The following is a 24,767-nucleotide window of genomic DNA, read 5'->3' as shown; positions in this document are numbered from 1 at the left end:
CCGCGCTTACTGCGGCCCGAGCTTGTCAATCAGCGCCTTGAGCTCTTGCATCTCGTGGGGCTTGAGGTCCGTCAGCGGCGCCCGCACCGGCCCGCCGTCATGGCCCACGATGCGCGCACCCGCCTTGATGATCGACACGCCATAGCCCTCCACCCGGTTGCGGATGGCCAGGTACGGCATGAAGAAGGACTTGAGCAGCCGGTGCTGCGTGGCCGTGTCATCGCTGGCCACCGCCTTGTAGAACTCCATCGCCGTCTTGGGGATGAAGTTGAACACCGCCGACGAATACACCGGCGTGCCCAGCGCCTTGTAGGCAGCGGCATACACCTCCGCCGTGGGCAGACCGCCCAGGTACGAGAAGCGGTCCCCCATCTTCATGTAGATGGAAGACATGGTCTCGATGTTGCCCACACCGTCCTTGAACCCCACCAGGTTCGGACAACGCTCGGCCAGGATGGCCAGGGACTCGGCCGTGAGCTTGGTGCGGTCACGGTTGTAGACGATCACACCGAACTTCACGCTCTTGCAGACCTGCTCCACATGGGCGATCAGGCCTTCCTGGCCGGCTTCGGTCAGGTAATGCGGCAGCAGCAGGATGCCATGGGCGCCCAGACGCTCGGCCTCCTGGGCATGGGCAATGGCCGTGCGGGTGGGGCCACCGGCACCGGCAATGATCGGCACCTTGCCGCGGCAGGTATCCACGGCCGTCTTGATGACCTCGCTGTATTCGGGTCCCGAGAGCGAGAAATACTCACCCGTGCCACCGGCGGCAAACAGGGCGCTGGCGCCATAGGGGGCGAGCCACTCCAGGCGCTCGATGTAGGTCTTGGGGCGGAAGTTGCCCTGCTCGTCGAAGTCGGTGATGGGGAACGAGAGCAGGCCGGAGCCCATGATGGTTTTGAGTTCTTGCGGGGTCATGGTNGATGTAGGTCTTGGGGCGGAAGTTGCCCTGCTCGTCGAAGTCGGTGATGGGGAACGAGAGCAGGCCGGAGCCCATGATGGTTTTGAGTTCTTGCGGGGTCATGGTCATTGCAGCGGGAGAGGATGGTGAATGAAACGGGTGTCTGCGGCGCTCAGTCGAGCTTGATGTTGGCGGCCTTCACCACGCTGGCCCAGCGCGCGCGTTCCTTGGCGAAGAACTGGTCCTGTTCGGTGGAGGTCATGGTCACCACTTCGGCGCCCTGGCCGGCCAGGCGCGAGCGGATCTCGGGTGCGCGGATGGCAGTGATGAGCGCCTTGTTGAGCTTTTGCACGACCGCATCGGGTGTGCCGCGTGGCAGCAGCACGCCTTGCCAGGTGCCGGACTCGTAGCCGGCCACACCCTGCTCGGCAATCGTGGGCACGTCACCGATCAGCGGCATGCGGGTGGACTTGGAAACGCCCAGCACCTTGAGCTTGCCGTTTTGTACCTGGGGCAGGGTGGCCAGCATGCCGTTCATCAGCACCTGGGTCTGGCCGGCCACGGTGTCCTGAATCGCGGTGACGCCGCCCTTGTAGGGGATGTACTGCCAGCGTGCGCCGCTGGCGCGCTCCAGCGCCACGCCGGCAAGGTGGGGAGCGCTGCCGGTGGCCGTCACGGCGAAGTTCAGCTCGTTCTTCTTGGAGTAGGCGATCAGCTCCTTGAGGTTGTTGACCGGCACCGAGGGGTGCACCACCAGCAGGTGGGGGGAGTAGGCCAGCATGGTCACACCGCGCAGGTCTTTGGAGGGGTCGAACGACAGCTTGGTGTAGACCGAGGGGCTGATCGCCAGCGCGCCCACATCACACAGCAGCATGGTGTAGCCATCGGGCTCGGCCTTGGCCACAAAGTCGGCACCCAGGTTGCCATTGGCGCCGGGCTTGTTCTCGACGATCACGCTCTGCTTGAGCGATTCGGACAGCGCCTGGCTGATCGAGCGCGCAATGATGTCCGAGCTGCCGCCTGGTGGGTAGGGCACCACGATGCGCAGTGTCTTGGCAGGCCATTCAGCGGTCTGGGCCGTGGCAGAAGCTGCCGCCAGAGCGGCAGTGCAGGCCAGAAGAATTGCGCGACGTTGCAGGCTCATGGAATGTCTCCGTGTGTTTGTGTTGTTAGTCATCGTACAACTTGATAGAAAAATATGCAATCCATGACGGTGTCATTCAGTGCATGTTTATGGGGATTTCAGGGTTTGTACTGAGATTTCTGGTCCAAAAAAAATCTAGAGATTGTTGGCTGGCGGGTGTTTCGAGGTTGTACGTGACCTCGGGTAATCCCTTTCTCTGTCAGCGCTGAAGATGGGTCAGAATGCATTTCTTGTTGTATGACGACATATCACGATCACACGATGCTGCAGCAATGAATCGCCCTGCGAATGGCGTCTCCGGGCGCAGCAGAACCACCACAACCTCACTGGCGGGCGCGCTTCAGAGTCGCAGTCCAGCCGAAGGCACTACCAGGGGACCGAGCATGACCATCCCATTTCGTATCCATCACCGCGTCGCGCCCGTGATGCTGGCCGCTGCAACCGCGCTGGGCGTACAGGCTGTGCAGGCAGCCACCTGGGTGTACGTGGCCAATGCAGACAGCCAGGATGTGTCGGTGCTGGAGCTGGACCGCGCCGCCGGGACGCTCAAGCCCGTGGACACCACGGCACTGGGCGGCGCTGCCATGCCCATGGCCGTCAGCCCGGACAAGCGCGTGCTCTATGTGGCATTGCGCTCGCAGCCGTTTCGGGTGGTCAGCCTGGCCATTGACCCGGCTAGCGGCAGGCTGCGCAAGCTGGGCGAGGCGCCGTTGGCCGACAGCATGGCCAATATCGACACCGACGCCACCGGGCGCTGGCTGTTCGCAGCCTCCTACCCCGGACACAAGATCACGGTCAACAGCATTGGCAAGGATGGTGTCGTGGGAGCGGTGCAGCAGCTCTTCCCCACTGCGCCCAACGCGCACGCCATCCACGCGGACGCAGCCAACCGCTATGTCTTTGCTACCAGCCTGGGTGGCGACCACCTCTCGGCCTGGAAGTTTGATGCAGAGACCGGCAAGCTCACCGCCCACGAGCCTGCGCTGACCCCGGTGGCGCCCGAAAAGTCCGGCCCCCGCCACTTTGTCTGGAGCGGCGACCAGCGCCACCTGTATCTGCTGGACGAACTGGATGCGGCCGTGCATGTGATGGCCTACGACAAGGAGCGTGGCACGCTGCGCCCGCTGCAGCGCACCACGGCGTTGCCCGCAGGTTTTGCGGGCAAGCCCTGGGCCGCCGACATTCACCTATCGCCCGATGGCCGCACGCTGTATGCGTCGGAGCGCACGTCCAGCACGCTGAGCGCATTTCGCGTCGATGCCGCCACCGGGCAGCTGCAGCCCCTGGGGCATGTGCCCACCGAAAAGACGCCGCGCGGTTTTGCAGTGGACGCGTCTGGCCGCTTCCTGATCGCTGCGGGACAGGAGTCGCACCACGTCGCACTGCACCCCATTGACCCCGCGACAGGCCTTCCCGGTGCGCCCACCCGCGTTCCGGTGGGCAAGAACCCCAACTGGATCGAGATCGTCGATATGCCCTGAGCGGGTAAGGGCGTGCGTTCACAGGCTGCACCGACAACACGGCCTTCGCAGGCGCCCTCGCTCGTTGCCCCATTTTTTCATTGCCCCTAGGAGACAAACACATGCAACGCAGAACCCTGGTCCAATCCGCAGCGCTGGCAGCTGCAGGCGCGCTGATGGCGCTGCCCGCCATGGCCCAGACCACCTGGCCCACCGGCAAAGCCATCAGCTACGTGGTGCCCTTTGCCGCCGGTGGCACCACCGACACCCTGGCCCGTCTGATCGGCCAGCAACTCGGCACAGCCCTGGGCACGACGGTGGTGGTGGAAAACAAGGGCGGTGCGGCAGGCAGCATCGGCTCGGAGGCTGCCGCGCGCTCGGCCCCGGATGGCTTCACGCTGCTGGGTGGCACGGTCAGCTCGCATGCCATCAACATCAGCCTGTACCCCAAGCTGGGCTACGACCCCATCAAGTCGTTCAGCCCCGTCACGCTGATCGGCACCAACCCGGTGGTGCTGGTGGTGTCGGCCAACAGCCCTTATAAAACCCTGAAGGACGTGCTGACGGCCGCCAAGGGCAAGCAGGGCGGCCTGTCGTCTGCGTCCGCCGGCACGGGCAGCTCGCAGCATCTGGCGGTGGAACTGCTGGCCTACAAGTCGGGCGTGAAGTTCACGCACATCCCCTACAAAGGCAGCGGCCCCGCCATCCAGGACGTGATCAGCGGCCAAGTCGACATGATGTTCGATACCACCGTGGTCGCTGCCCCCCACATCCAGAGCGGCAAGCTGCGCGCCATTGCCGTCACGTCGCCCAAGCGCCTGGCCTCCATGCCCGACGTGCCCACGGTGGCGGAGTCCGGCGTGGCCGAACTCAAGGACTTCGAGGTGCAGTCCTGGCAGGCGATTTTTGTGCCGGCGGGCACGCCCACCCCGGTGGTGAGCCGCCTGCACGACGAGATCCGCAAGATCCTCGCCCAGCCCGACATGCAGACCCGCCTCAAAGGTTTTGGCATGGAGCCTGCCGACATGAGTGTGGCCCAGATCGCCACGTTCCAGAAGGCCGAAGTGGACAAATGGGCGCAGGTCATCAAGGCGGCCAATATCAAGGTGGACTGATCGCCCGGCTTATCCTGTTTTCTTCCTGTAGAGACTTGGCGGAACTGCCTTTGGGCCGTTCCGCCTTTTTTATTGCGGGTTGGGCGCTGGCGCGCTGGCGGGGGCGTCCGTCGATGGCGAGCGATGTGCGAGCACGAGATCGGGATGCTGTCCGGTGAGCAACAGAAACATCGCAAACACGGGTCCCTGCATGTTGCGCTCGTCGGTCATGCTCTCCAGCGCCTGCCAGGTGCGAGACTGCATACCGCCCCGGCTGCCGGTCTGCAGTGGGTAGCCCATGAGTTCGGCAGCTTGCGCCTGGCTGAGCCCGGCTGCAACGCGCGCGGCCTTGAGCTGCTCGCCGGTGGGCACAGGCATCGCAAGGGCCATGACAGAAAGGGGTGGCTGGGACATGGTTTGCTATAAAAAAAAGAGCTATTTGCACATAGAGTATGGGCGCTACAGCCAATTTTTACTCAAAAACGGCAGCAGATATCCGGGTGTGGTGCTGGCACATCACTGGACAAAACAGAGAGGTGCCGCGATGCAGGCTGGCGGAGGGCGCTTCTAGAATTTGCTCGCACTTGACGAGCGTCAACACAAACAACAAGCCGCATTCCGAGCGGCATCCGAGGAGGGAGCCATGAGTTACACCATTCAGATCTGGGAGAAGCCCGCTGATTGGCCCTGGCCCGCCACCAAGGCCGAGGCGGACGCGCAGTACGAGCGCGTGGAGGCCGGCCCCCAGGTGCCGATGAACCCCCAATTCACTGCCTGGGCCCGGGCCGCCGAACAGCGCTTTGCCGGGTTCTGGGACATTCACCTCGGTGGTCCTGACATCACCGACCCGACCTTTGGCGTCGGCATCAACACCCGCTTTCCGGATTGGGGTCCGCCGTTTGACGATGGCTGGGAGCAGGCGGCCCGCCTGGGCCTGAATCTGTATGACCCACAAAGTGGCGTGCACTACCTGGCCAATGGCGACGCCCCTGAGGAGCCCGACTTGCAGGTGCGCCATGCGGTACGTGCGCGCCAGGCGGGCGATGACGCCAAAGCCTGGGCCGAGTACCGGCGCTGGGCCGCGCGGGGCAACCCACATGCGCTGTATGCGCTGGGTCGGGCCCTGCGTTTTGGCACCATGGGCCAGCGCAGGCACTTTGACCTGGCGGCTGCACTGCAGCTCATGGGCGCGCACGATGCGGAGACCCGCAAGGACGCCCAAGCCTTCTACGAGCGCTTTCCGGACAAGGCGAAGGCCCGCGTTCAGGCTCTGATGGCACGGCTGATGGACGCCCCGGGCGAGACACTGCTGCGGATCGCGGACGAAGAGCGCAAGGCAGTCGATGACGCTGTGGCCCGCAGCGAGCAACTGGCCTTGTACTCGCGCAAGCGCATTGAAGCGGCAGACGCCCTGGAGCCCGCAGCGGACCAGGGCCACGAGGTGGCAGCCTTTCTGCAGGCGCTGGAGACCGTGATCGGCTGGGAGCAGCCCAACTACGAGAACGCGCGCTCCTGGTGCCAGCGCGCGGCAGACTGGGACCATGAACCCGCCAAACGCCTGTTGGCCGTGATGTTCGAGCGCGGCTGGGGCGGGCCGGCGGACGCGCAGCAGGCCGCCAAGTGGAACGCGGCCGCGCAAACGCAGCGGCAGCGGGCGCAGCAAAAGCAGCAGGCCCAGCAAGCGTCAGAATCGCCCGGCGGCCTCAGCCTGGCGCCCATGGCCGCGGATTCGTCCGCACCAGGTGCTGCAGCACCCCTGGTGTGGACTGGCAACCCTCTGCGCGACCTGCCGGGCTGGTACGCCCGCGAGGGCGATCCGCACGCCGCGTTCCACCTGGGCACCAGCGACGAGCATGGCCGCTATGGCGGCCCCGTGAACCTGGCCCAGGCCCGCGCCTGGTATGCCCAGGCGGCCGAGGCAGGCCACGCCGACGCCACCTACAACCTGGGCACCTTCATCGAAAGCGGCAAGGGCGGCCCCAAAGATGCCATGGTGGCCAAGGCGTTGTTCATGCTAGCCAATACGCGGGGCACCACCATGCAGGTAGCCGACCTGCGCATCAAGCCGCAAGAGCAGGGGCCCGTGCGGACGCTGGTGATGGCACTGCGCGAGCCGGGGCGGCTGCGTGCCGTGCTGCAAGAGCGGGGACTCGCACCGAACCTGCCGGCGCCGCTTGGGGCAGCCATCGGGGCGGTGGGTATCGCGGCAGCGGCCGGCCTGTCCGCAGGCGAGTGGGGGCGGGGTGATGTAGCCCAGCCCTCGCCAGCCGCAGCCAGGCCGCCCCAGCCTCAGACTCCGCGCTCGCAGGCTCCCAGCCCCTCGCGCAGCCGTACAGGTCCGACGCATCCCGGCGATGAGGGGGACGAAGACGATGCCTATGAAGGTGCCCGCTACGGGCGCTCCACCTCAGCGTTTGCCTGGCACCTGGGCCATGCCGCGATGGGCATCGGTGTGGCCAACGGGGCATTGCTCATGGCCTTTTTCAAGCCCGGGGCCAGCTTTCGCGTGGGCATGGTGGTGCTGGGCCTGATCGCGGCGCTGGGCGTCTGGCGCACAGCGCGCGACTTTGACTGGTCGCCCCTGGCGCGCGCGGTGGTCGCCGCGCTGGCCGCCATCCCTTTGCTGGGCATGGGCGTGTGCCTGGGCCTGCTCTTCAAGGCCTTGCGCGAACGCGGGTAGGGGTGGGCCGCCCACCGCATACCCCCGAGGCAGTCAGGCGGTCACAGGGTGCTCCAGCATCTGCGCAAAGTACGACTCGGGCTGGATGTTGGTGTAGTTGGGAATGTCTGCCGACAGCTCAGCCATCGTCGCCTTGGCGGCCGTTTGGGCCTGCTTCAGGTCGCTGAAGAACGCGTTGGTCAGCGCCACAATCTGCCCCGGGCGCGGCTCGCCAGGGTAGAGAACACGGTCGCTCTCCAGCCGCACCAGACCCAGCGGCTGCAATGCTGCGCGGGCGATGCGCATGTGCTCGGAGTGGTAGTAGTCGTGGTTGAAGGTGGCGCCTTCACGCCAGCGGTAAACGGCGGTGACTTTGATCATCGGTGCGATTCCATCCGGTGTTGAAACCCGCCACCGTAGGGACAACACACCCGCCGCACAGCCGCGTGCGCGACAGCGTGTCGCCCAGGCGGCTCGTGTCCGTCCTCGCCGACTCAGTCTTCTTCCGATTCGCCCAGGAACCCACCGCTCTGGTGGCCCCACAGCCGGGCATACACGCCGCCCTGGCCCAGCAGCTGGGCGTGTGTGCCTTCTTCCACAATGCGGCCCGCGTCCATCACGATGAGGCGGTCCATGGCGGCAATGGTGGACAGGCGGTGGGCAATGGCGATCACCGTCTTGCCCTGCATCAAGCCGTCCAGGCTTTGCTGGATGGCCGCTTCCACCTCGGAGTCGAGCGCGCTGGTGGCTTCGTCCAGCAGCAGGATGGGCGCGTCTTTCAGCATCACGCGTGCAATGGCCACACGCTGGCGCTGGCCACCCGAGAGCTTGACGCCGCGTTCGCCCACATGGGCGTCATAGCCGGTGCGGCCCTGCAGGTCGGTGAGTGTGGCGATGAAGTCTGCGGCCTCTGCACGCGCGGCCGCCTGGTGCAGGTCGGCCTCGCTGGCATCGGGGCGGCCGTACAGGATGTTGTCGCGCATGGACCGGTGCAGCAACGAGGTGTCCTGCGTGACCATGCCGATGTGGCGGCGCAGGCTGTCCTGGGTCACGTGGGCAATGTCCTGTCCGTCGATGAGGATGCGGCCGGACTGCACATCGTGAAAGCGCAGCAGCAGGTTGACCAGCGTGGACTTGCCCGCGCCCGAGCGGCCAATCAGGCCGATCTTCTCGCCGGGGCGGATGGTGAGGTTGAGGCGGTCGATGACCGGACGGGCATCGGGGCCGCTGCCGTAGGCAAAGCTCATGTCCTCAAAGCGCACCTCGCCCTGGGTCACGACCAGGGGCTTGGCATCGGGGGCATCAACCACGGCGCGCGGTCGGGTCAGCGTGTTGATGCCGTCCTGGATGGTGCCCACGCTTTCAAACAGGGTGGTCATCTCCCACATCACCCAGTGCGCGTGGCCTGATACGCGCAGCGTCATCGCGGTGACGGCGGCCACGGCACCCGCACCCACCTCGCCGGCCGACCATAGCCACAGGGCCGTGCCGCACGCGCCGAGAATCATGGCCACCACCAGCAGCTGGTTGACGATCTCGAACAGGCTCACCAGGCGCATCTGCGCATAGCCGGTCAGCTTGAACGCGTCCATGGCGGCACGCGCGAATTCGGATTCGCGCCGCGTGTGCGAGAACAGCTTGACGGTAGCAATGTTGGTGTATGCGTCGGTGATGCGCCCGGTCATCACCGAGCGCGCGTCGGCCTGCGCCTTGCCCACCTGGCCCAGGCGCGGCACAAAGTACCAGCAGGCCAGGCCATAGGCCACCATCCACGCGGCAAACGGCAGCAGCAGCCGCGCGTCAAACCCGGCCAGCAGCACAAGGATGGTCACCAGGTAGATGCCCATGCCAATCACCACGTCGGTGGTTGTGAAGATCATGTCGCGCACGGCCAGCGCGGTCTGCATGATCTTGGTGGTGATGCGGCCCGCAAACTCGTCGGCGTAGAACGCCATGCTCTGGCCCAGCATCAGCCGGTGAAAGTTCCAGCGCAGCCGCAGCGGAAAGTTGATGGCCAGCACCTGGTGCTTGATGCTGGTCTGCAAGGCGACCAGCACCACCGATACCAGCAGCAGCGCAGTGATGCCGATCAGCGCCGCTTTGCGTTCGGCCCATAGCGTGCCCGGAGACGCGGACGTGGAGATCCAGTCCACCACCACGCCCAACACGGCAAACAGCAGGGCTTCGTAAATGGCAATGGCTGCGGACAAACCTGCCATGGCGGCCACGTAGCCACGCAGGCCACGGGTGCCGTCCCACACAAAGGCCAAAAAGGCCTTGGGAGGCAAGTGCGGCTCTGCAGCGGGGTAGGGGGGAAGCCGGCTTTCGAAGAAACGGAACAACGTCAAAACTCCTGGGGCCACGCGATGCGTGCTGCCGCGCGGGGCAGCAGCCTGCGGGCCCATCCAATCAATAGACCCTAGACCAGCAGCGTGACCACGACGATCACCACACCCAGCGCCAGGTTCACGCCCACCCAGCTGCGGATGCTGCCCAGGGCCTTGGCGCCGCTGGGCCAGTCCGACGCTGCCACGGCACGCTGCAGGCGCCGGAACAACGCAAAGCGGATATGGCCGAAGATGACCATCATCACCAGGCCCAGCGTGGCCATGATGGTCCAGTCCAGTGGCATGGAGAACACACCGCCCGTCTGAACGGCCTGCTTGGCCGCGCGGCCGATCATCCACAGGCCGCTGCCCAGCACCAGCACCACGGCGGCAGTGACTGCCGCAAAAAAACGCTGCAGCACGTCATGCATCAGCCGCACGCGCTGCGGGGGCTCCAGCGACTGCGCGGCAGGCCGCAGAAAAAAATGGGCGAACACCATGCCCCCCACCCACACGATGATGGACAGGACATGGACAAGCTTCAAGGCGTTGTAGAGCATGGGTGCGTGGCGCTGGGCGCCGAGTGTGGTGAAGTGCCCCAGGGATGGGCCAGAGCATCCGGCCGGGGGGTTGCGAATGCCAGGCCGCATTGTGCGGTGATATGCCTGCGGCGGTGAACCTCGACCCAAGAACCCCTATGTGTCTGCGTGGCCATGTGGCTTGCGCAAGAGTGCCTTGGCCAGGCGCCACATTGGGGGCAGCAGGAGGGCCGTGACCATGGGCACCCACACGGCCAGATAGCACCAGCTGGCCGGCCCGCTGTGGCCCACGCTTTCGATGCCTGTCGTGCGCTCCACCCATGACCACACCGGATAGAGCATCAGCGTGACGGCAAGGGCCACCGGCAAGGCCGCCACAGCCAGACCCAACCGCACCGCGCACTGCAGTACAAGCGGCTTGGTCCCGTTGTATGCCCCCACCGAAGTCGCCTCAGAGCCAGGGACGGACGTGTGCAAGACGGGCTGGGACCACGGACATCAGGAATGCAGGGGCGCCAGCGCCACCCGCACCTGGTTGCCGCCGTTGCGCTTGGACAGGTACATGGCTTCGTCGGCGTGGCCCAGCAGGCGGTGCTCTTCCCCACCATGCTCGGGGTAGATGGCCACGCCAATGCTGGGCTGGATGTACAGACGCTGGCCTTCGAGGTCGAAGTCCTGACCAAAGGCCGCGAGTATCTTGTCGGCCACCGCACAGGCGTGCTCGCGGGCTTGGCCGCCTTCAAGCAGCACCACAAATTCATCACCGCCCAGCCGCGCCACCGTGTCGGATGCGCGCACGCATTCGAGCAGCCGCTGCGCCACCCGCTGCAGCAGCAGATCGCCCATGGCATGGCCCAGGGTGTCGTTCACTTCCTTGAACCGGTCGAGGTCAATGAACAGCAGCGACAGCAGCGTCTGGTCGCGCCGCGCGCGGGCCAGGGCGGTCTTGAGCCGGTCCAGAAACAGCTGGCGGTTGGGCAGGTGCGTGAGCTGGTCGTACTGCGCCATATGTTCAAGGCGCTCATACATCTGCTTGCGTTCAATGGCGGCCGCTACCTGGGTGGAGACGAACTGCAGCAGCTCCTTGTCCTTGTCGGTGTAGCGGCCTTGTTCGGTGTAGCTTTGCAGCACCAGTGCTCCCAGGGGGCCACGCTGCGTCTGCAAGGGCACACCCAGCCAATACAGCGGCGCCTGCGTGGCATGCGCTGCAGCGCGCCAGTGCGTGGCCTTTGCTACCGACGAGTCCGGCGTGAGCAGCAAGGTGGCACCGCCACGGATCACCTCCGCATAGCGCGGGTCCTCGGCCAGCGCCATGGGTTCGGGCGCGGGCAGGTGCTCGTTGACGTGGTACGGAAAACTCAGCTGGTCATCGTGCGGGTTGTACAGGGCCACCGCAAAATTGGTGGCGGGCAACAGGCCGCCCACGATCTGGTGAATGTGCTGGAACAGGGCCTGCAGGTTGTGTGTGGTGTGCGCGGCTTCGGAGATGGCGTAGATCACCGCCTGCATCGACTCGGTGGCCTTGCGCGCGGTGATGTCGTGGGCCACGGCCAGCCGTACCTGCTTGTCGGGCAGCCAGCGGGCCGTCCAGCGGATGTGGGCGATGGAGCCATCCTTGCGCACGTAGCGGTTTTCAAACTGCAGCTGCAGCTCGCCCTGCGTCACGTTGTGGGCCTGTCGTTGGGTGGCGGGCAGGTCGTCGGGGTGCACCATGTCCAGCATCCGCTTGCCGATCACCTCGTCGGGGGTGTACCCAAAGATGCGCTCGAACGCTGAACTGACAAACACAATCGAGCTGTCTACCCGCACGATGCAGACGGCGTCGAGCAACAGGTCCACCAGGTTCAACGAAGAAATGCTTTGCATGGTGCAGCGCGCACGGTGTGCTGGAAAGACCCATTGTGCCCGGCACCGGAGGCTTGTGCGGCCTTGAAGGCAAAAACGCGACGGGTTCTTGCCCCGGGGGTGACACTAAGGCCTGGCGTACTTCGCTTCCAGCGTATCCCAGTCGGCTTTGCGCACCAGCCGCTGGCGCTCTGCAAACGGCGCGACCAGTGCGGGGTCTTCGTCAATGCGCTGCGCGTCGCGCAGCACGGTCAAGGCCTTTTGCATGCCAGCCACCGCGCCCTGCAGCGCTGCGTTGGCGTACAGCACCAGGCCATAGCCCAAGCCGGCGAGTTCTTCGGCGCTGGTGATGGGGGTCTTGCCTCCGATCACCATGTTCATCAACTGTGGTGCCGCCAGCCGCTGGGGCAGGGCGCGGATCTCTTCCAGTGTGGTGACGGCCTCCACAAACAGGATGTCCGCGCCCGCCTCCTGAAAGCGCTGGGCGCGCTCCACGGCGGCCTCGAAGCCCTGGGTGGCGCAGGCGTCGGTGCGGGCCAGGATGAGGGTGTCCGCATCGCGGCGCGCATCCACTGCGGCTTTGATCTTGCCCAGCATCTCGTCGGTGCTGATCACGTCCTTGCCGTTGAAATGCCCGCAGCGCTTGGGGCTGACCTGGTCTTCTAGCTGGATGCAGTCGGCCCCCGCGCGCTCCAGCACACGCACCGCATGGTAGGTGTTGAGGGCGTTGCCAAAACCCGTGTCGGCATCGACGATGAGCGGCAGCTCCACCGCGTCGCGGATGCGTGCGGTGTGGTCGGCAATGTCGGTCAGGCCCATGAAGGCCTGGTCGGGCAGGCCGAACCACATGTTGGTCACGCCAGCGCCGGTGACGTAGAGGGCTTCAAAGCCCAGGTCGGCCACCACGCGGGCGGAGAGGGCGTTGAAAGCGCCGGGCACGACGACGCCCCGGCGAGCCTGGGCCAGGGCTTTGAGTTGTTGTCTGGTGTTCATGGTTGGGGTGGTGAGCTGGGTTGCTATATGTTTGATAGCTATTGGCGCATGATTCACTAGCGCATCAAGCCCTTTTTGCTTTAAAAAATGTCGCCCGGCACCCGCACCCAGCCTTCCATCAGGATGCGGGCGCTGCGGCTCATGAGGGCCTTGGTCACCTTCCACTGGCCGTTGACCTGCGCTGCTTCGGCCCCCACGCGCAGGGTGCCCGAGGGGTGGCCAAACCGCACGCTGCTGCGCATGCCCCCGCCCGCTGCCAGGTTGACCAGCGTGCCGGGGATGGCTGCGGCCGTGCCAATGGCCACCGCTGCCGTGCCCATCATGGCGTGGTGCAGTTGGCCCATGGAGAGAGCGCGCACCAGCAGGTCGATGTCCTTGGCGTCAATGGCTTTGCCGCTGGAGGCCGTGTAGCTCGCCGGCGGTGCGACAAACGCGATCTTGGGCGTGTGCTGGCGCGTGGCGGCCTCGCTCACGTGCTGGATCAGGCCCATGCGCAGGGCGCCGTATGCACGGATCGTCTCGAAGCGCGCCAGTGCCGCCGCATCGCCGTTGATGACCCGCTGCAGCTCGGTGCCGGTGTAACCCAGCTCTTGTGCATTGAGAAAGAGGGTGGGGATACCCGCGTTGATCAGCGTGGCGGCAAAGCTGCCGACCCCGGGCACCTCCAAGGTGTCCACCACGTTGCCCGTCGGGAATAACGCCCCCACGCTCCCCACTGCGTGTGGTTCGCTGCCCCCCGAGGGGGCCCTCGCCAGCTTGGGGCGGCCCGGCGCTGTCGAGATGGCTCCCCCATCATCGCCATCGTCCGCCGGGTCCATGAACTCCAGCGCCACCTCGGCGGCGGCAAAAGTCACGCCGTCCAATTCAAAGTCACCCGTTTCTTGCACCCGCCCCTGGGTGATAGGCACATGCGCGACGATGGTCCTGCCGATGTTGGCCTGCCAGATGCGAACCGGAAAGGTGCCGTTCTGTGGAATACGCGCCGCATCGATCAGCCCCATGTGGATGGCGCACGGCCCCACAGCGGCCGACAGGTTGCCGCAGTTGCCGCTCCAGTCCACAAAGGGCTGGTCGACGGATACCTGCCCAAACAGGTAGTCCACGTCGTGGCCCGGCCGCGTGCTGCGCGACAGGATCACCGCTTTGCTGGTACTCGACGACGCATTGCCCATGCCGTCGATCTGCTTGCCGTACGGATCTGGGCTGCCCAGCACGCGCAGCAGCAACGCGTCCCGCGCCGGGCCGGGTTGCTGGGCGGGGGCGGGCAGGTCGTCAAGGCGAAAGAACACGCCTTTGCTGGTGCCGCCCCGCAGGTAGGTGGCGGGGATGCGGATCTGTGGTGCGGGAAAAATGCTCATGGAGAATCATCAAATTGGATAGCGCGTGGCGCTTGCTAGACGGGCGCCAGAGCCTGTTTTGGTTCTGTATTCTTGGCCAAGAAGTCTTGCGCAAAGCGCTGCAGCACGCCGCCCGCCTGGTAGATCGAGACCTCTTCGGCGGTGTCGAGTCGGCATGTCATGGGCACCTTGGTTTCCTCGCCATTCTTGCGGTGGATGACCAGGGTGAGGTCGGTACGGGGTTGCATGTCTCCCTCCACGCCATACACCTCCGTCCCATCCAGCCCCAGCGTAGTGCGGTTGACCCCCGCCTCAAACTCCAGCGGCAACACCCCCATGCCAATCAGGTTGGTGCGGTGGATGCGCTCGAAGCCCTCGGCCACCACCACCTCCACACCCGCCAGCCGGACGCCCTTGGCGGCCCAGTCGCGGCTCGACCCCTGGCCGTAGTCGGCACCGGCAATGATGATGAGCGGCTGGCGGCGGTTCAGATAGGTTTCCATGGCCTCCCACATGCGCATGACCCGGCCTTCGGGCTCCACGCGGGCGAGCGATCCCTTTTTCACTTTGCCATCCACCACGGCCATCTCGTTGACGAGCTGCGGGTTGGCAAACGTGGCGCGCATGGCGGTGAGGTGGTCGCCCCGGTGCGTGGCGTAGGAGTTGAAGTCCTCCTCGGGCACGCCCATGTGGGCCAGGTATTCGCCCGCTGCGCTGTCCGGCAGGATGGCGTTCGATGGCGACAGGTGGTCGGTGGTGATGTTGTCGGGCAGGAGGGCCAGCGGACGCATGCCTTTCAACGTGCGCGGGTGGGCGGCGAGTGCACCGATGCCCTCGGTGTCCCAGTAGGGCGGGCGGCGGATGTAGGTGGACTGCGGGCGCCACTCGTACTGCGGCGACACGCGCTGGCCATCGTCGTGTCGGATGGCGAACATGGGTTCGTACACTGCGCGGTACTGCGCGGGCTTCACGGCAGTTTTCACCACGGCGTCGATTTCTGCGTCGCTGGGCCATAGGTCTTTGAGGCGAATCGCCTGGCCGTCCACCACCGCCAGCACGTCCTTTTCGATGTCAAAACGCACCGTGCCCGCCATCGCATAGGCCACCACCAGCGGGGGCGAGGCCAGAAACGCCTGCTTGGCATAGGGGTGGATGCGCCCGTCGAAATTGCGGTTGCCCGAGAGCACGGCGGTGGCGTACAGGTCGCGGTCAATGATCTCCTGCTGGATGGCAGGGTCCAGCGCCCCACTCATCCCGTTGCACGTGGTGCAGGCAAAGGCCACGATGCCAAAGCCGAGCTTTTCCAGGTCGGCCAGCAAGCCCGCTTCCTTCAAATACAGCTCCACCGCCTTGGAGCCGGGCGCCAGCGAGGTCTTGACCCAGGGCTTGCGCGTGAGGCCCAGCCGGTTGGCGTTGCGCGCCAGCAGCGCGGCGGCGATCACGTTGCGCGGGTTGGAGGTGTTGGTGCAGCTGGTGATGGCGGCAATGACCACAGCGCCATCGGGCATCGTGCCGTCCTGTGGTGCGGGCATGGCCCAGGGGCCCGCGATGCCTTGGGCCGCCAGGTCGGACGTGGCCACGCGCGCATGCGGGTTGGAGGGGCCGGCCAGGTTGCGCACCACGCTCGACAGGTCGAACACCAGGTTGCGCGCGTAGACCGCATCTTTGAGGGTGTCGGACCACAATCCCGCTGTCTTGGCATACGCCTCGACCCGCTTCACTTGTTCCGCCTCGCGGCCCGTCAGCGTCAGATACTCCAGCGTCTGTTCGTCGATGCTGAACAAGGCCGCCGTGGCACCATATTCGGGCGCCATGTTCGAGATGGTGGCGCGGTCGCCAATCGTGAGCTTGGCGGCGCCTTCGCCAAAGAACTCCAGATAGGCGCCCACCACCTTGGCCTTGCGCAAAAACTCGGTGAGCGCCAGCACCACATCGGTGGCGGTGATGCCGTCCTGGCGATGTCCGGTCAGCTCCACGCCCACGATTTCGGGCAGCCGCATCATCGATGCACGCCCCAGCATCACGTTCTCGGCCTCCAGGCCGCCCACGCCGATGGCGATCACGCCCAGCGCATCCACATGGGGGGTGTGGCTGTCGGTGCCCACGCAGGTGTCGGGGTAGGCCAAGCCCCGGTCGGCATGGACCACGGGCGACATTTTTTCTAGATTGATCTGGTGCATGATGCCGTTCCCCGCCGGGATCACATCCACATTGGCAAAGGCTTTTTTGGTCCACTCGATGAAGTGAAAACGGTCTTCGTTGCGGCGGTCTTCGATGGCGCGGTTCTTGGCAAAAGCGTCGGGGTCGAACCCGCCACATTCCACGGCCAGCGAGTGGTCCACGATCAGCTGCACCGGCACCACAGGGTTCACCTGGGCCGGGTCGCCACCCTCCATGGCAATCGCATCGCGCAGGCCCGCCAGGTCCACCAGCGCCGTCTGGCCCAGGATGTCGTGGCACACCACCCGCGCAGGGTACCAGGGGAAGTCGCGGTCGCGTTTGCGCTCGATAAGCTGGCGCAGGCAGTCGTTGATGGTGGCCGGATCGGCGCGGCGCACGATGTTTTCGGCGTGGACCCGGGCGGTGTAGGGCAGGGTGGCCCAGGCGCCCGGTTGCAGGGCTTCGACGGCCTCGCGGGCATCAAAGTAGTCGAGCTGCGTGCCGGGCAGCTTCTTGCGATACAGAGTGTTCATGAGCGTGGGGCAGGGGGCTTCGGCCGTTTGTTTTTACTTGCGGTCCTGGATTGGTACGAACGTCAGGTCTTCCGGCCCGGTGTAGTTCGCACTCGGCCGGATGATCTTGTTGTCCTGCCGCTGCTCGATGATGTGCGCCGCCCAGCCGCTGGTGCGGGCAATCACAAACAGCGGCGTGAACATGGCGGTGGGCACACCCATCATGTGGTAGCTCACGGCGCTGAACCAGTCGAGGTTGGGGAACATCTTTTTCACCTCCCACATCACGGTCTCCAGCCGCTCGGCAATGTCATACATCTTGGTGCTGCCAGCGGCTTGCGACAGACTGCGTGCCACGCCCTTGATGACCACATTGCGCGGGTCGCTCACTGTGTAGACCGGGTGGCCGAATCCGATCACCACTTCCTTGGCCTCCACGCGGCGGCGGATGTCGGCCTCGGCTTCGTCCGGGCTGTCGTAGCGTTTCTGGATCTCGAAAGCCACCTCGTTCGCGCCGCCATGCTTGGGGCCCCGCAGCGCGCCGATGGCGCCGGTGATGGCCGAATACATGTCGCTGCCTGTGCCGGCCACCACGCGGGCGGTGAAGGTGCTGGCGTTGAACTCATGCTCGGCATACAGGTTGAGCGAAGTGTGCATGGCACGCTCCCAGGCAGCGCTGGGTTTGGAGCCGTGCAGCAGGTGCAAGAAGTGCGCACCGATGGAGTCGTCATCCGTCTCCACCTCGATGCGGCGGCCCGAGCTGGCCCAGTGGTACCAGTAGAGCAGCATCGAACCGAGTGATGCCATCAACCGATCGGCAATGTCGCGCGCACCCGGCAGGTTGTGGTCGTCCTTTTCAGGCAGCGCACAGCCCAGGGCCGAGACGCCCGTGCGCATCACGTCCATGGGGTGGCTGGCGGCGGGCAACTGTTCCAGCGCCTGCTTCACACTCATCGGCAGGCCGCGCAGGGCTTTGAGCTTGGACTTGTAGGCGCGCAGTTCGGCGCGCGTGGGCAGCTTGCCGTGTACCAGCAGGTGGGCGATTTCTTCAAACTCGCAGACCTCGGCAATGTCGAGGATGTCGTAGCCCCGGTAGTGCAGATCGTTGCCCGTGCGGCCTACGGTGCACAGGGCGGTGTTGCCCGCCGTCACGCCCGAGAGCGCGACGGACTTCTTGGGCTTGAAGCCCGGGGTTTCAACGGTGGTAGTCATGCGGTCTCCTGGTTTACATATGTGTTGGTGATGGCAGCGGGGCGGCCTTTGCCATCCACCGCCACCATTTCAAAAATCCCCTTCAGCACTTCGTCCTGGGGCGAGCCCAGCGTGGCGGCCAGACCGGTCACGCACACGGTGAGCGAGCTGCGGCCGACGCGGGTGACCCAGGCGCGGAGCGTGAGCACATGGCCCACGGGCACGGGGGCCAGAAAACGCACGTCGGTCACGCCCGCCATCACCACATCGCGCTGTGCGGCGCCGCGCGCTGCCAGAAACGCCGCCTTGGCCATGAGCTGCAGGGCGTTGCCGCCGAACAGCGTGCCGTAGTGGTTGGCTTCTGCGGGGAAGACGATTTCCGTCAGTTCGACGGTGCCAGTGGGGGTTGTCATGCTTCGCAATTTACGCACAATGGCATTCCGCTGTAAGTCCTGAATTGGCGAATGATTGCGAACGAAAACCCGTCAATTTGCGAATATTGCGAATGGCGATCAGGGTGCGGCCAAAGAGCACCGAGAAAGATGGAATGAAAAAAACCTTCATGGGTGTGCGCCTGCGCCGCCTGCGCGAAGAGCGCGGCATGACCCAGATTGCGCTGGCCCGGGCGCTGGACCTATCGGCCAGTTACCTGAACCAGCTGGAGCAAAACCAGCGCCCGCTCACCGTGCCTGTACTCCTCAAGATCAACGCGGTGTTCGGCGTGGATGTGCAGCGCTTCTCAGACGACGATGAGGCGCGCCTCATCACGGGCCTGCGCGAGGTGTTGGCCGACTTGCCTGCCGGGGTCGGCGGGGAGGGTGCTGGCGATGCCGTGTCTCTGGCAGAGATCCGCGAGCTGGCCGCAGGCATGCCCGCTGTGGCGCGCACGCTGCTGGCGTTGCACCAGAGGCACCGTCAGGCGCTGGAGCGCCTGGCCGCCCTGGGCAATGACCGGGACGGCGAGGGCACCGTGGCCCAACATCCGCCCATGGCTTATGAAGAAGTGCGCGACTTCTTTTTTGCACGCCAGAACCACATTGCCGAGCTGGACGATGCTGCCGAACGCTGTGCCGCCGAATGGGGCCTGCTGCCCGGGAGAGCGGACGAAGCGCTGGCCCAACGCCTGCTCGTGGCCCACGGAGTGCGTGTGGTGGATGTGACCGACCTGCCCGGGCAGGCGCAACGGGTATTCCAGGCCAATGCCGGCGTGCTGCAGCTGGCGGCGGGCCTGGAGCGGGGGCAGCGGGCGTTTCAGATGGCGACGCAGCTGGCGTTTCTGGAGCAGGGCGCCGAGCTGCAACGTTTGGCCGCTGGCGCCGGGTTGTCCAGCGACCAGGCCCGGGCGCTGGCGCGCATCGGTCTGGCCAACTACTTTGCGGGGGCGCTGGTGTTGCCCTACACGGCCTTTTTGCAAGCGGCCGAAGCGGCGCACTACGACATCGACCGGCTGGGCCAGCAGTTTGGTGTCGGCTTCGAGACGGTGTGCCATCGCTTGTCCACGCTGCAGCGGCCCAGTGCGCGCGGCGTGCCGTTCTTCTTCATCCGGGTAGACCGCGCGGGCAACATCAGCAAGCGGCAGTCGGCCACACACTTTCACTTCAGCAAGATCGGTGGCACCTGCCCACTGTGGAATGTGTACGAGGCCTTCGCACAGCCAGGCCGCATCGTGCCGCAGGTGGCACGCATGCCCGATGGTCGCGCCTACCTGTGGGTGGCGCGTGTGGTATCGCGCAGCGGCGGCGGCTGGGGTGTGCCCGGCAAGGAGTTCTCCGTAGCCCTGGGGTGTGACATCCGCCACGCGTCGCAGCTGGTGTATTCACGCGGGCTGGACCTGGCCAACCCCGAGGCCGCCGTGCCGATTGGCATGGGTTGCAAGGTGTGCGAGCGAGACGCCTGTCCGCAACGCGCGTTTCCGCCCATCGGGCGGGCGTTGGATGTGAATGAAAACCACAGCCGTTTCGCGCCGTACCCCGTGGCGCCAGGGGCAGTTGTCGGGTAAACCCGTGGGCGTTCTGGTGGCGAAATATGCTCATCATTTCATAGCTTGTGAGGTAAGTCGCTGTGGCGCTAGAGGCACTTTTTTCTTAAATTTTTCGCCGTAACCAAATGTTGGCTCCACAGTGGCTGGATTGCCGCTATCCTGCGCAATTTGCATGGTGTCTGGTCGGCTCCCCGGCCAGCAAAGCAAAGGCACGTCTCTGACTTCTTCCACTTCTTCCCCGCTGGCTGCCCTGGCACCCCCAAGCCGCTATCGGCATTGGGTGGCGGGCATGGGTGTGGCCGTTCTGGGGTTGGTGGTGAGCCTGTGGCTGGCGCAGCACCAGGCCGCGTCGATGGCGCAGATCGAAGAAGCGCGCTTCACCCAGGAGACGCGGGCGTTCACCGAGGCGCTGAGCCAGCGCATTGCCGGTCACACCGAGGTGGTCAACGGCCTGCGGGGCCTGTTCACGGCCAACCCCCGCTTGTCGCGCCTGGACTTTGAACGGGCCGCCAGCGAGATGGAGGTGGGCCAGCGCTACCCCGGTGTTCGCAACCTGTCTTTCACGCGCTGGGTGCCTGGGCGTGAGCGCGAGGCCTATGAGGCCAGGGTGAGGGCGGACACCTCGTTGTCACCCGACGGCTTGCCCCAGTTCAAGATCCACCCGCCCGGCGAGCGTGCCGAGTACTTTGTGGCCGAGTATCTCTGGCCCATGTTCGGCAACGAGGGGGTGCTGGGCCTGGATATCAGTGCCCAGCCCGCCAACCTTGCCGCCATGCGCTACAGCCGCGACAGCGGACAGACCGTTGTGTCGGCTCCGTTCGATCTGCTGCAGGAGACAACACATCGCGCAGGCATCGTCATCCGCGTGCCGGTGTTCGACCCCACCGCCGGCACGGCCGAGCAGCGTTTTGTGGGCGCGGTGGCGTCCACCCTGCGGGTCTATGACCTGGTGCAGGGGCTGGGCAGCCAGGGGTTTCTGAACGGCATTGCTGTCGCCATGGCGGATCTCGGCCCGGTGCGCCCGGATTCGGGCGATGCCATGGTGCGCCCCCTGCTGGAGCAGACGGCCCCGGGCCTGCCCGGTGTGCGGCCCCTGGTGCGTGAGCTGGGAGTGCATGACCGGCGCTGGCAGCTTACTTTCTACCCGACCCGGTCGTTCCTGACGGCGTCGGAGACGCGCTTGCCGTGGCTGGCCGGGCTGGCGGCCGCGGTGGTGTCGTTGTTGCTGGCTTCCGTCGTGGCCCTGCTGGTGCGCCAGCGCACCCTGGCGCTGGTGCGCGCCCAGCTGTCCGACGATGCCCGGCGCGAGAGTGAGGAGCGGTTCCGTGCGCTCTTCAACCAGGCCACCGTGGGTGTCGCTCAGGTGGACTCGGCCACGGGCCAGTTTGTGCGCGTCAACCAGCGCTACGCCGACATCCTGGGGTACAGCCCGGAGGAAATGGTGGGCATGACCTTTCAGAGCCTCACCCACCCCGATGACCTGGCAGCGGACCTGGCGCAAGTGAGGCGGCTGCAGAGCGGCGATGTGCCCGAGTACCGGCTGGAAAAACGCTACATCCACAAGGACGGGCACGAGGTCTGGGGCGACCTGACCGTGTCGTCGATGTGGGCGTCAGGCTCCGCGCCCGGCCACCACATTGCCGTGGTGCAGGACATCACTGCGCGCAAGCGCATGGAAGAAAACCTGCGGGCCAATGAACAACGCCTGCGCAGCATTCTGGAGCGCCTGCCCATGGGGCTGTGCCTGGTGCAGGACGATGGGCTCATCAGCTTTCGCAACCAGCGGTATGTCCAGATCTGCGGCTACACGCAGGAGGAGGTGCCCGACACCGACACCTGGTGGCAGCGCGCCTACCCCGACGCTGCAGAGCGCGACGCGATCCGCCAGAGGCTGCTCGACACCAGGCACCTGGGCGTGATCCCGCTGGCCGAGTACACGATCCGCTGTGCGGACGGCAAGTACAAGCCGGTGGAGATTTCCGGCATTTTTGTCGAGGGGGGGCGCCTGATCACCATGCAGGACTTGAGCGAGCGCAAAGCCGCCGAGGAAGAGATCAACCAGCTGGCTTACTACGACCCGCTCACCCGCCTGCCCAACCGCCGTTTGCTGATGGACCGGCTGCAGCAGGCGCTGGCCACCAGCGCGCGCCACCAGCGCAGTGGTGCACTGCTGATGCTGGACCTGGACAACTTCAAAACGGTGAACGAAACCCGGGGCCACGACCGGGGCGATGCCTTGCTGTTGCAGGTGGCGCACCGTTTGCGCGGCTGTGTGCATGAAGACGACACCGTGGCCCGACAGGGCGGCGACGAATTTGTGGTGGTGCTGGAAGACCTGGGCGACAGCCCCGAGGAGGCCGCTGCACGCGCCGAGGACGTAGGTCAGCGTATCCTGGGTGTGCTGCGCGAGCCTTACCAGATCGACGGCGCTGCGCACCACAGCTCGCTGAGCATGGGCGTCACCATCTACAGTGGCACGCGCGAGACCGTGGACGAACTGCTCAAGCGTGCCGACCTGGCGCTGTACCAGGCCAAGAACGCGGGGCGGGACACCTTGCGCTTTTATGACCCCCAGATGCAGGCTGCGGTCAGCGCCCGCGCCACGCTGGAGCTGGACATGCGGGTGGGCCTGGCCCAGGGCCAGTTCGAGCTGTATTACCAACCCCAGATCGACCACGGCCGCATTACCGGGGCCGAGGCGCTGCTGCGCTGGCGGCACCCGCGCGATGGATTCATCTCGCCCGCGCATTTCATCCCGCTGGCCGAAGAAACCGGCCTGATCCTGCCGCTCGGCGAGTGGGTGCTGCAGGCAGCCTGTCGGCGGCTGGCCGCATGGGCCCAGCAGCCCGACCTTGCCTTGCTGAGCCTGGCCGTGAACGTGAGCCCACGTCAGTTCCACCAAAGCGGCTTTGTTGCCCAGGTGCTTGCGGCGCTAGCGGGTGCGGGGGCTGACGGCCACCAGCTCAAGCTAGAGATGACCGAAGGCCTGCTGCTGCAAGACGTGGAAGACACCATCGACAAGATGGGCCAGCTCAAGGGCTACGGCGTGGGCTTTTCGCTGGACGACTTTGGCACGGGCTATTCGTCGCTGAGCTACCTCAAGCGCCTGCCGCTGGACCAGCTCAAGATCGACCAGAGCTTTGTGCGCGACGTGCTGACCGACCCCAATGACGCGGCCATTGCGCGCACGGTGGTGGCGCTGGGCACCAGCCTGGGCCTGCGCGTGATTGCGGAGGGGGTGGAGACCGAGGCGCAGCGCGAGTTTCTGGAGCGCCACCACTGCCACGCCTGGCAGGGCTACCTGCTCAGCCCCCCCGTGGCAGTGGCGGAGTTTGAGGCGCTGGTGCGCCGAACCAATGGCGCCCTGGACGGGCGCCTTGGATGACGCGGGGCCTTCGGCGGGCGCAGGGTGGCGTGCGCTGCGCGGGGTGCAGGTGGCAACACGCCGCCGGAAACCCTTTGCAACCGCAGTCTGGCTGCGCCACCTATGATGCAGGCGCTCCACCGCTGCCGCCTTCATGTTCTTCAAAAAGCCTTCGCCGCCCGCACCCTCGCCATTGACGCAGGGCTTTGACGCGCAGCGCGAACGCTCGGTGATTGCCGAGATGCTGCTCAAGCGCTCGGCCAAGCTGATCCTGGGGCGCAGCGAGCTGGAGATCATTCGCGGGGTGTGCCAGGCCATTGTGGATGTCTCCAGCCACATCCGCCTGGCCTGGACCTGGTTCGGTCCGACCGACACGCACACCATCCGCCCGCAGGTGTTTGCAGGCCCGGCGGCGGCCTATGCCGAATCGCTGAACATCGAACGCAACCTGCTCACCCGCATTGGCCCTGCCTTCACCACGCTGGACGGCAAGTCTGCGGGCCCTTTCACGGTGTCGCAGTTTTCGCCGTTTGGGCCCTGGCGCGACGCAGCCCGCCACCACGACATCCACCACGTGCTGGCCTTGCCCATCGCCTCCACCTTCAACGGCTACAGCGGCATCTTTCTGCTGTACGCCGACCGTGATGGCTACTTTGACGAAGTCGGTGTCAGCCTGTTTGCAGGGCTGGCCGAGCTGTTCGGATCTCTCATGACCGTGGCCGCCGAGCGCCAGGAGCTGCAGCGCGCCGCCTACCACGATGCGCTCACCGGGCTGCTCAACCGCCATGCGGTGGACCTGATCGACCGGCGCGTGTACCGCGCCTCGCTGTTTGAGCCCGTTTCGTCCATCCTGTTGATGGACCTGGACCGGTTCAAGAGCATCAATGACCGTTTTGGCCACGACGCGGGCGACAAGGCCCTGCAGGCGGTGGCCCGGGTGCTGACCGACACCTTGCGGCGTGGCGACGAGATCATTCGCTGGGGCGGCGAGGAGTTTCTGGTCTGCCTGCCGCAGACCGCGCTGCCCGACGCGCTGAAGGTGGCCGAGAAACTGCGCCGCGCGGTGGAGAGCATCACCGATCCCGAGCAGCTCACCGTGTCGATTGGCGCGTGCGAAATCTCTGCACTGCAGCACCTGCCCCAGGCGGTGGCCCGCGCAGACGAAGCACTGTTCCAGGCCAAGTCGGGTGGGCGTAACCAGGTGTGTGTGCTGCATTGATGTTGCCCGCTTTTAGCTATCAAATTTGATAGCAAACAAGC

The 24,767-nt window shown here is 65.7% G+C and carries 19 protein-coding genes and 1 pseudogene; 6 read left to right on the top strand and 14 right to left on the bottom strand.

Going from position 1 to position 24,767, the window contains the following annotated elements:
• Positions 1-6 precede the first annotated feature (6 nt).
• From kdgD to ASD75_RS09590, 3 genes and pseudogenes are all read right to left on the bottom strand, one after another.
• Positions 7-918 (bottom strand): 5-dehydro-4-deoxyglucarate dehydratase, encoded by a 912-nt coding sequence (kdgD, locus tag ASD75_RS09595; protein ID WP_056745084.1) that lies wholly within the window; start codon positions 916-918, stop codon positions 7-9.
• Between the two features lie 4 nt (positions 919-922).
• Positions 923-1,024 (bottom strand): annotated as a pseudogene (locus ASD75_RS24085) (5-dehydro-4-deoxyglucarate dehydratase); the annotation flags it as partial.
• Between the two features lie 49 nt (positions 1,025-1,073).
• Positions 1,074-2,045 (bottom strand): tripartite tricarboxylate transporter substrate binding protein, encoded by a 972-nt coding sequence (locus ASD75_RS09590; RefSeq protein WP_056062533.1) that lies wholly within the window; start codon positions 2,043-2,045, stop codon positions 1,074-1,076.
• A 383-nt stretch (positions 2,046-2,428) separates the two neighbouring features.
• Between ASD75_RS09590 and ASD75_RS09585 the strand changes: the two genes are divergently transcribed.
• Positions 2,429-3,526 carry a beta-propeller fold lactonase family protein gene (locus ASD75_RS09585; protein WP_056745082.1) on the top strand — a complete coding sequence of 366 codons (1,098 nt, stop codon included), beginning with the start codon at positions 2,429-2,431 and terminating at the stop codon, positions 3,524-3,526.
• A 101-nt stretch (positions 3,527-3,627) separates the two neighbouring features.
• Complete coding sequence (locus tag ASD75_RS09580; protein WP_056644750.1) at positions 3,628-4,620, top strand: tripartite tricarboxylate transporter substrate binding protein; 993 nt, start codon at positions 3,628-3,630, stop codon at positions 4,618-4,620.
• Positions 4,621-4,689: 69 nt separating this feature from the next.
• Here ASD75_RS09580 and ASD75_RS09575 read toward each other — a convergent pair whose 3' ends face one another.
• Entirely contained in the window at positions 4,690-5,013 is a 324-nt protein-coding gene (locus ASD75_RS09575; protein WP_056745080.1) for a helix-turn-helix transcriptional regulator, read from the bottom strand.
• 229 nt (positions 5,014-5,242) lie between these two features.
• On the opposite strand from ASD75_RS09575, the gene ASD75_RS09570 reads away from it, so the two are divergent.
• Complete coding sequence (locus ASD75_RS09570; RefSeq protein ID WP_056745078.1) at positions 5,243-7,279, top strand: tetratricopeptide repeat protein; 2,037 nt, start codon at positions 5,243-5,245, stop codon at positions 7,277-7,279.
• Positions 7,280-7,312: 33 nt separating this feature from the next.
• Here ASD75_RS09570 and ASD75_RS09565 read toward each other — a convergent pair whose 3' ends face one another.
• The 10 genes from ASD75_RS09565 to ASD75_RS09520 form a co-directional block, all read right to left on the bottom strand.
• Complete coding sequence (locus ASD75_RS09565) at positions 7,313-7,639, bottom strand: EthD family reductase (protein WP_056745076.1); 327 nt, start codon at positions 7,637-7,639, stop codon at positions 7,313-7,315.
• Positions 7,640-7,752: 113 nt separating this feature from the next.
• The gene (locus ASD75_RS09560) at positions 7,753-9,600 is read right to left on the bottom strand and encodes an ABC transporter ATP-binding protein (protein WP_056745074.1); all 1,848 of its coding nucleotides are present in this window, start codon (positions 9,598-9,600) and stop codon (positions 7,753-7,755) included.
• A 77-nt stretch (positions 9,601-9,677) separates the two neighbouring features.
• The gene (locus ASD75_RS09555) at positions 9,678-10,145 is read right to left on the bottom strand and encodes a CopD family protein (RefSeq protein ID WP_056745072.1); all 468 of its coding nucleotides are present in this window, start codon (positions 10,143-10,145) and stop codon (positions 9,678-9,680) included.
• A gap of 135 nt (positions 10,146-10,280) precedes the next feature.
• Positions 10,281-10,601: a hypothetical protein gene (locus tag ASD75_RS09550; RefSeq protein WP_143227261.1), complete on the bottom strand. Its 321-nt coding sequence runs from the start codon at positions 10,599-10,601 to the stop codon at positions 10,281-10,283.
• Positions 10,602-10,622: 21 nt separating this feature from the next.
• Positions 10,623-11,990, bottom strand: coding sequence for a bifunctional diguanylate cyclase/phosphodiesterase (locus tag ASD75_RS09545; RefSeq protein WP_056745068.1), 1,368 nt, complete (start codon positions 11,988-11,990; stop codon positions 10,623-10,625).
• A gap of 105 nt (positions 11,991-12,095) precedes the next feature.
• Positions 12,096-12,962 carry an oxaloacetate decarboxylase gene (locus ASD75_RS09540; RefSeq protein ID WP_056745066.1) on the bottom strand — a complete coding sequence of 289 codons (867 nt, stop codon included), beginning with the start codon at positions 12,960-12,962 and terminating at the stop codon, positions 12,096-12,098.
• Positions 12,963-13,042: 80 nt separating this feature from the next.
• Positions 13,043-14,314: a PrpF domain-containing protein gene (locus ASD75_RS09535; protein ID WP_156400993.1), complete on the bottom strand. Its 1,272-nt coding sequence runs from the start codon at positions 14,312-14,314 to the stop codon at positions 13,043-13,045.
• A gap of 41 nt (positions 14,315-14,355) precedes the next feature.
• Positions 14,356-16,992 (bottom strand): Fe/S-dependent 2-methylisocitrate dehydratase AcnD, encoded by a 2,637-nt coding sequence (gene acnD, locus ASD75_RS09530; RefSeq protein ID WP_056745062.1) that lies wholly within the window; start codon positions 16,990-16,992, stop codon positions 14,356-14,358.
• Positions 16,993-17,025: 33 nt separating this feature from the next.
• Positions 17,026-18,183: a 2-methylcitrate synthase gene (prpC, locus tag ASD75_RS09525; protein WP_056745060.1), complete on the bottom strand. Its 1,158-nt coding sequence runs from the start codon at positions 18,181-18,183 to the stop codon at positions 17,026-17,028.
• On the bottom strand, positions 18,180-18,575 hold the full coding sequence (locus tag ASD75_RS09520) for an acyl-CoA thioesterase (protein ID WP_056745058.1): 396 nt from the start codon (positions 18,573-18,575) through the stop codon (positions 18,180-18,182). Before ASD75_RS09520 ends, prpC begins: the two co-directional genes overlap by 4 nt.
• A gap of 134 nt (positions 18,576-18,709) precedes the next feature.
• Here ASD75_RS09520 and ASD75_RS09515 point away from each other — a divergent pair, with 134 nt between their 5' ends.
• The 3 genes from ASD75_RS09515 (at position 18,710) to ASD75_RS09505 (ending at position 24,726) form a co-directional block, all read left to right on the top strand.
• Positions 18,710-20,161, top strand: coding sequence for a short-chain fatty acyl-CoA regulator family protein (locus tag ASD75_RS09515; RefSeq protein WP_056745056.1), 1,452 nt, complete (start codon positions 18,710-18,712; stop codon positions 20,159-20,161).
• 271 nt (positions 20,162-20,432) lie between these two features.
• Positions 20,433-23,528 carry an EAL domain-containing protein gene (locus tag ASD75_RS09510; RefSeq protein WP_056745054.1) on the top strand — a complete coding sequence of 1,032 codons (3,096 nt, stop codon included), beginning with the start codon at positions 20,433-20,435 and terminating at the stop codon, positions 23,526-23,528.
• A gap of 133 nt (positions 23,529-23,661) precedes the next feature.
• Positions 23,662-24,726 (top strand): diguanylate cyclase, encoded by a 1,065-nt coding sequence (locus ASD75_RS09505; RefSeq protein ID WP_056745052.1) that lies wholly within the window; start codon positions 23,662-23,664, stop codon positions 24,724-24,726.
• Positions 24,727-24,767: the final 41 nt, after the last annotated feature.

This window comes from Acidovorax sp. Root568, assembly GCF_001427445.1.
GTDB classification, from domain to species: Bacteria; Pseudomonadota; Gammaproteobacteria; order Burkholderiales; family Burkholderiaceae_C; genus Acidovorax; species Acidovorax delafieldii.
The sequence above is the reverse complement of the archived record's forward strand: the minus strand, read 5'-3'. Positions and strand labels throughout refer to the sequence as shown.

Coding starts and splice junctions, on each gene's coding strand:
- kdgD (WP_056745084.1), bottom strand. CDS start 918: ATGACCCCGCAAGAACTCAAAACCATCATGGGCTCCGGCCTGCTCTCG.
- ASD75_RS09590 (WP_056062533.1), bottom strand. CDS start 2,045: ATGAGCCTGCAACGTCGCGCAATTCTTCTGGCCTGCACTGCCGCTCTG.
- ASD75_RS09585 (WP_056745082.1), top strand. CDS start 2,429: ATGACCATCCCATTTCGTATCCATCACCGCGTCGCGCCCGTGATGCTG.
- ASD75_RS09580 (WP_056644750.1), top strand. CDS start 3,628: ATGCAACGCAGAACCCTGGTCCAATCCGCAGCGCTGGCAGCTGCAGGC.
- ASD75_RS09575 (WP_056745080.1), bottom strand. CDS start 5,013: ATGTCCCAGCCACCCCTTTCTGTCATGGCCCTTGCGATGCCTGTGCCC.
- ASD75_RS09570 (WP_056745078.1), top strand. CDS start 5,243: ATGAGTTACACCATTCAGATCTGGGAGAAGCCCGCTGATTGGCCCTGG.
- ASD75_RS09565 (WP_056745076.1), bottom strand. CDS start 7,639: ATGATCAAAGTCACCGCCGTTTACCGCTGGCGTGAAGGCGCCACCTTC.
- ASD75_RS09555 (WP_056745072.1), bottom strand. CDS start 10,145: ATGCTCTACAACGCCTTGAAGCTTGTCCATGTCCTGTCCATCATCGTG.
- ASD75_RS09545 (WP_056745068.1), bottom strand. CDS start 11,990: ATGCAAAGCATTTCTTCGTTGAACCTGGTGGACCTGTTGCTCGACGCC.
- ASD75_RS09540 (WP_056745066.1), bottom strand. CDS start 12,962: ATGAACACCAGACAACAACTCAAAGCCCTGGCCCAGGCTCGCCGGGGC.
- acnD (WP_056745062.1), bottom strand. CDS start 16,992: ATGAACACTCTGTATCGCAAGAAGCTGCCCGGCACGCAGCTCGACTAC.
- prpC (WP_056745060.1), bottom strand. CDS start 18,183: ATGACTACCACCGTTGAAACCCCGGGCTTCAAGCCCAAGAAGTCCGTC.
- ASD75_RS09520 (WP_056745058.1), bottom strand. CDS start 18,575: ATGACAACCCCCACTGGCACCGTCGAACTGACGGAAATCGTCTTCCCC.
- ASD75_RS09515 (WP_056745056.1), top strand. CDS start 18,710: ATGAAAAAAACCTTCATGGGTGTGCGCCTGCGCCGCCTGCGCGAAGAG.
- ASD75_RS09510 (WP_056745054.1), top strand. CDS start 20,433: ATGGGTGTGGCCGTTCTGGGGTTGGTGGTGAGCCTGTGGCTGGCGCAG.
- ASD75_RS09505 (WP_056745052.1), top strand. CDS start 23,662: ATGTTCTTCAAAAAGCCTTCGCCGCCCGCACCCTCGCCATTGACGCAG.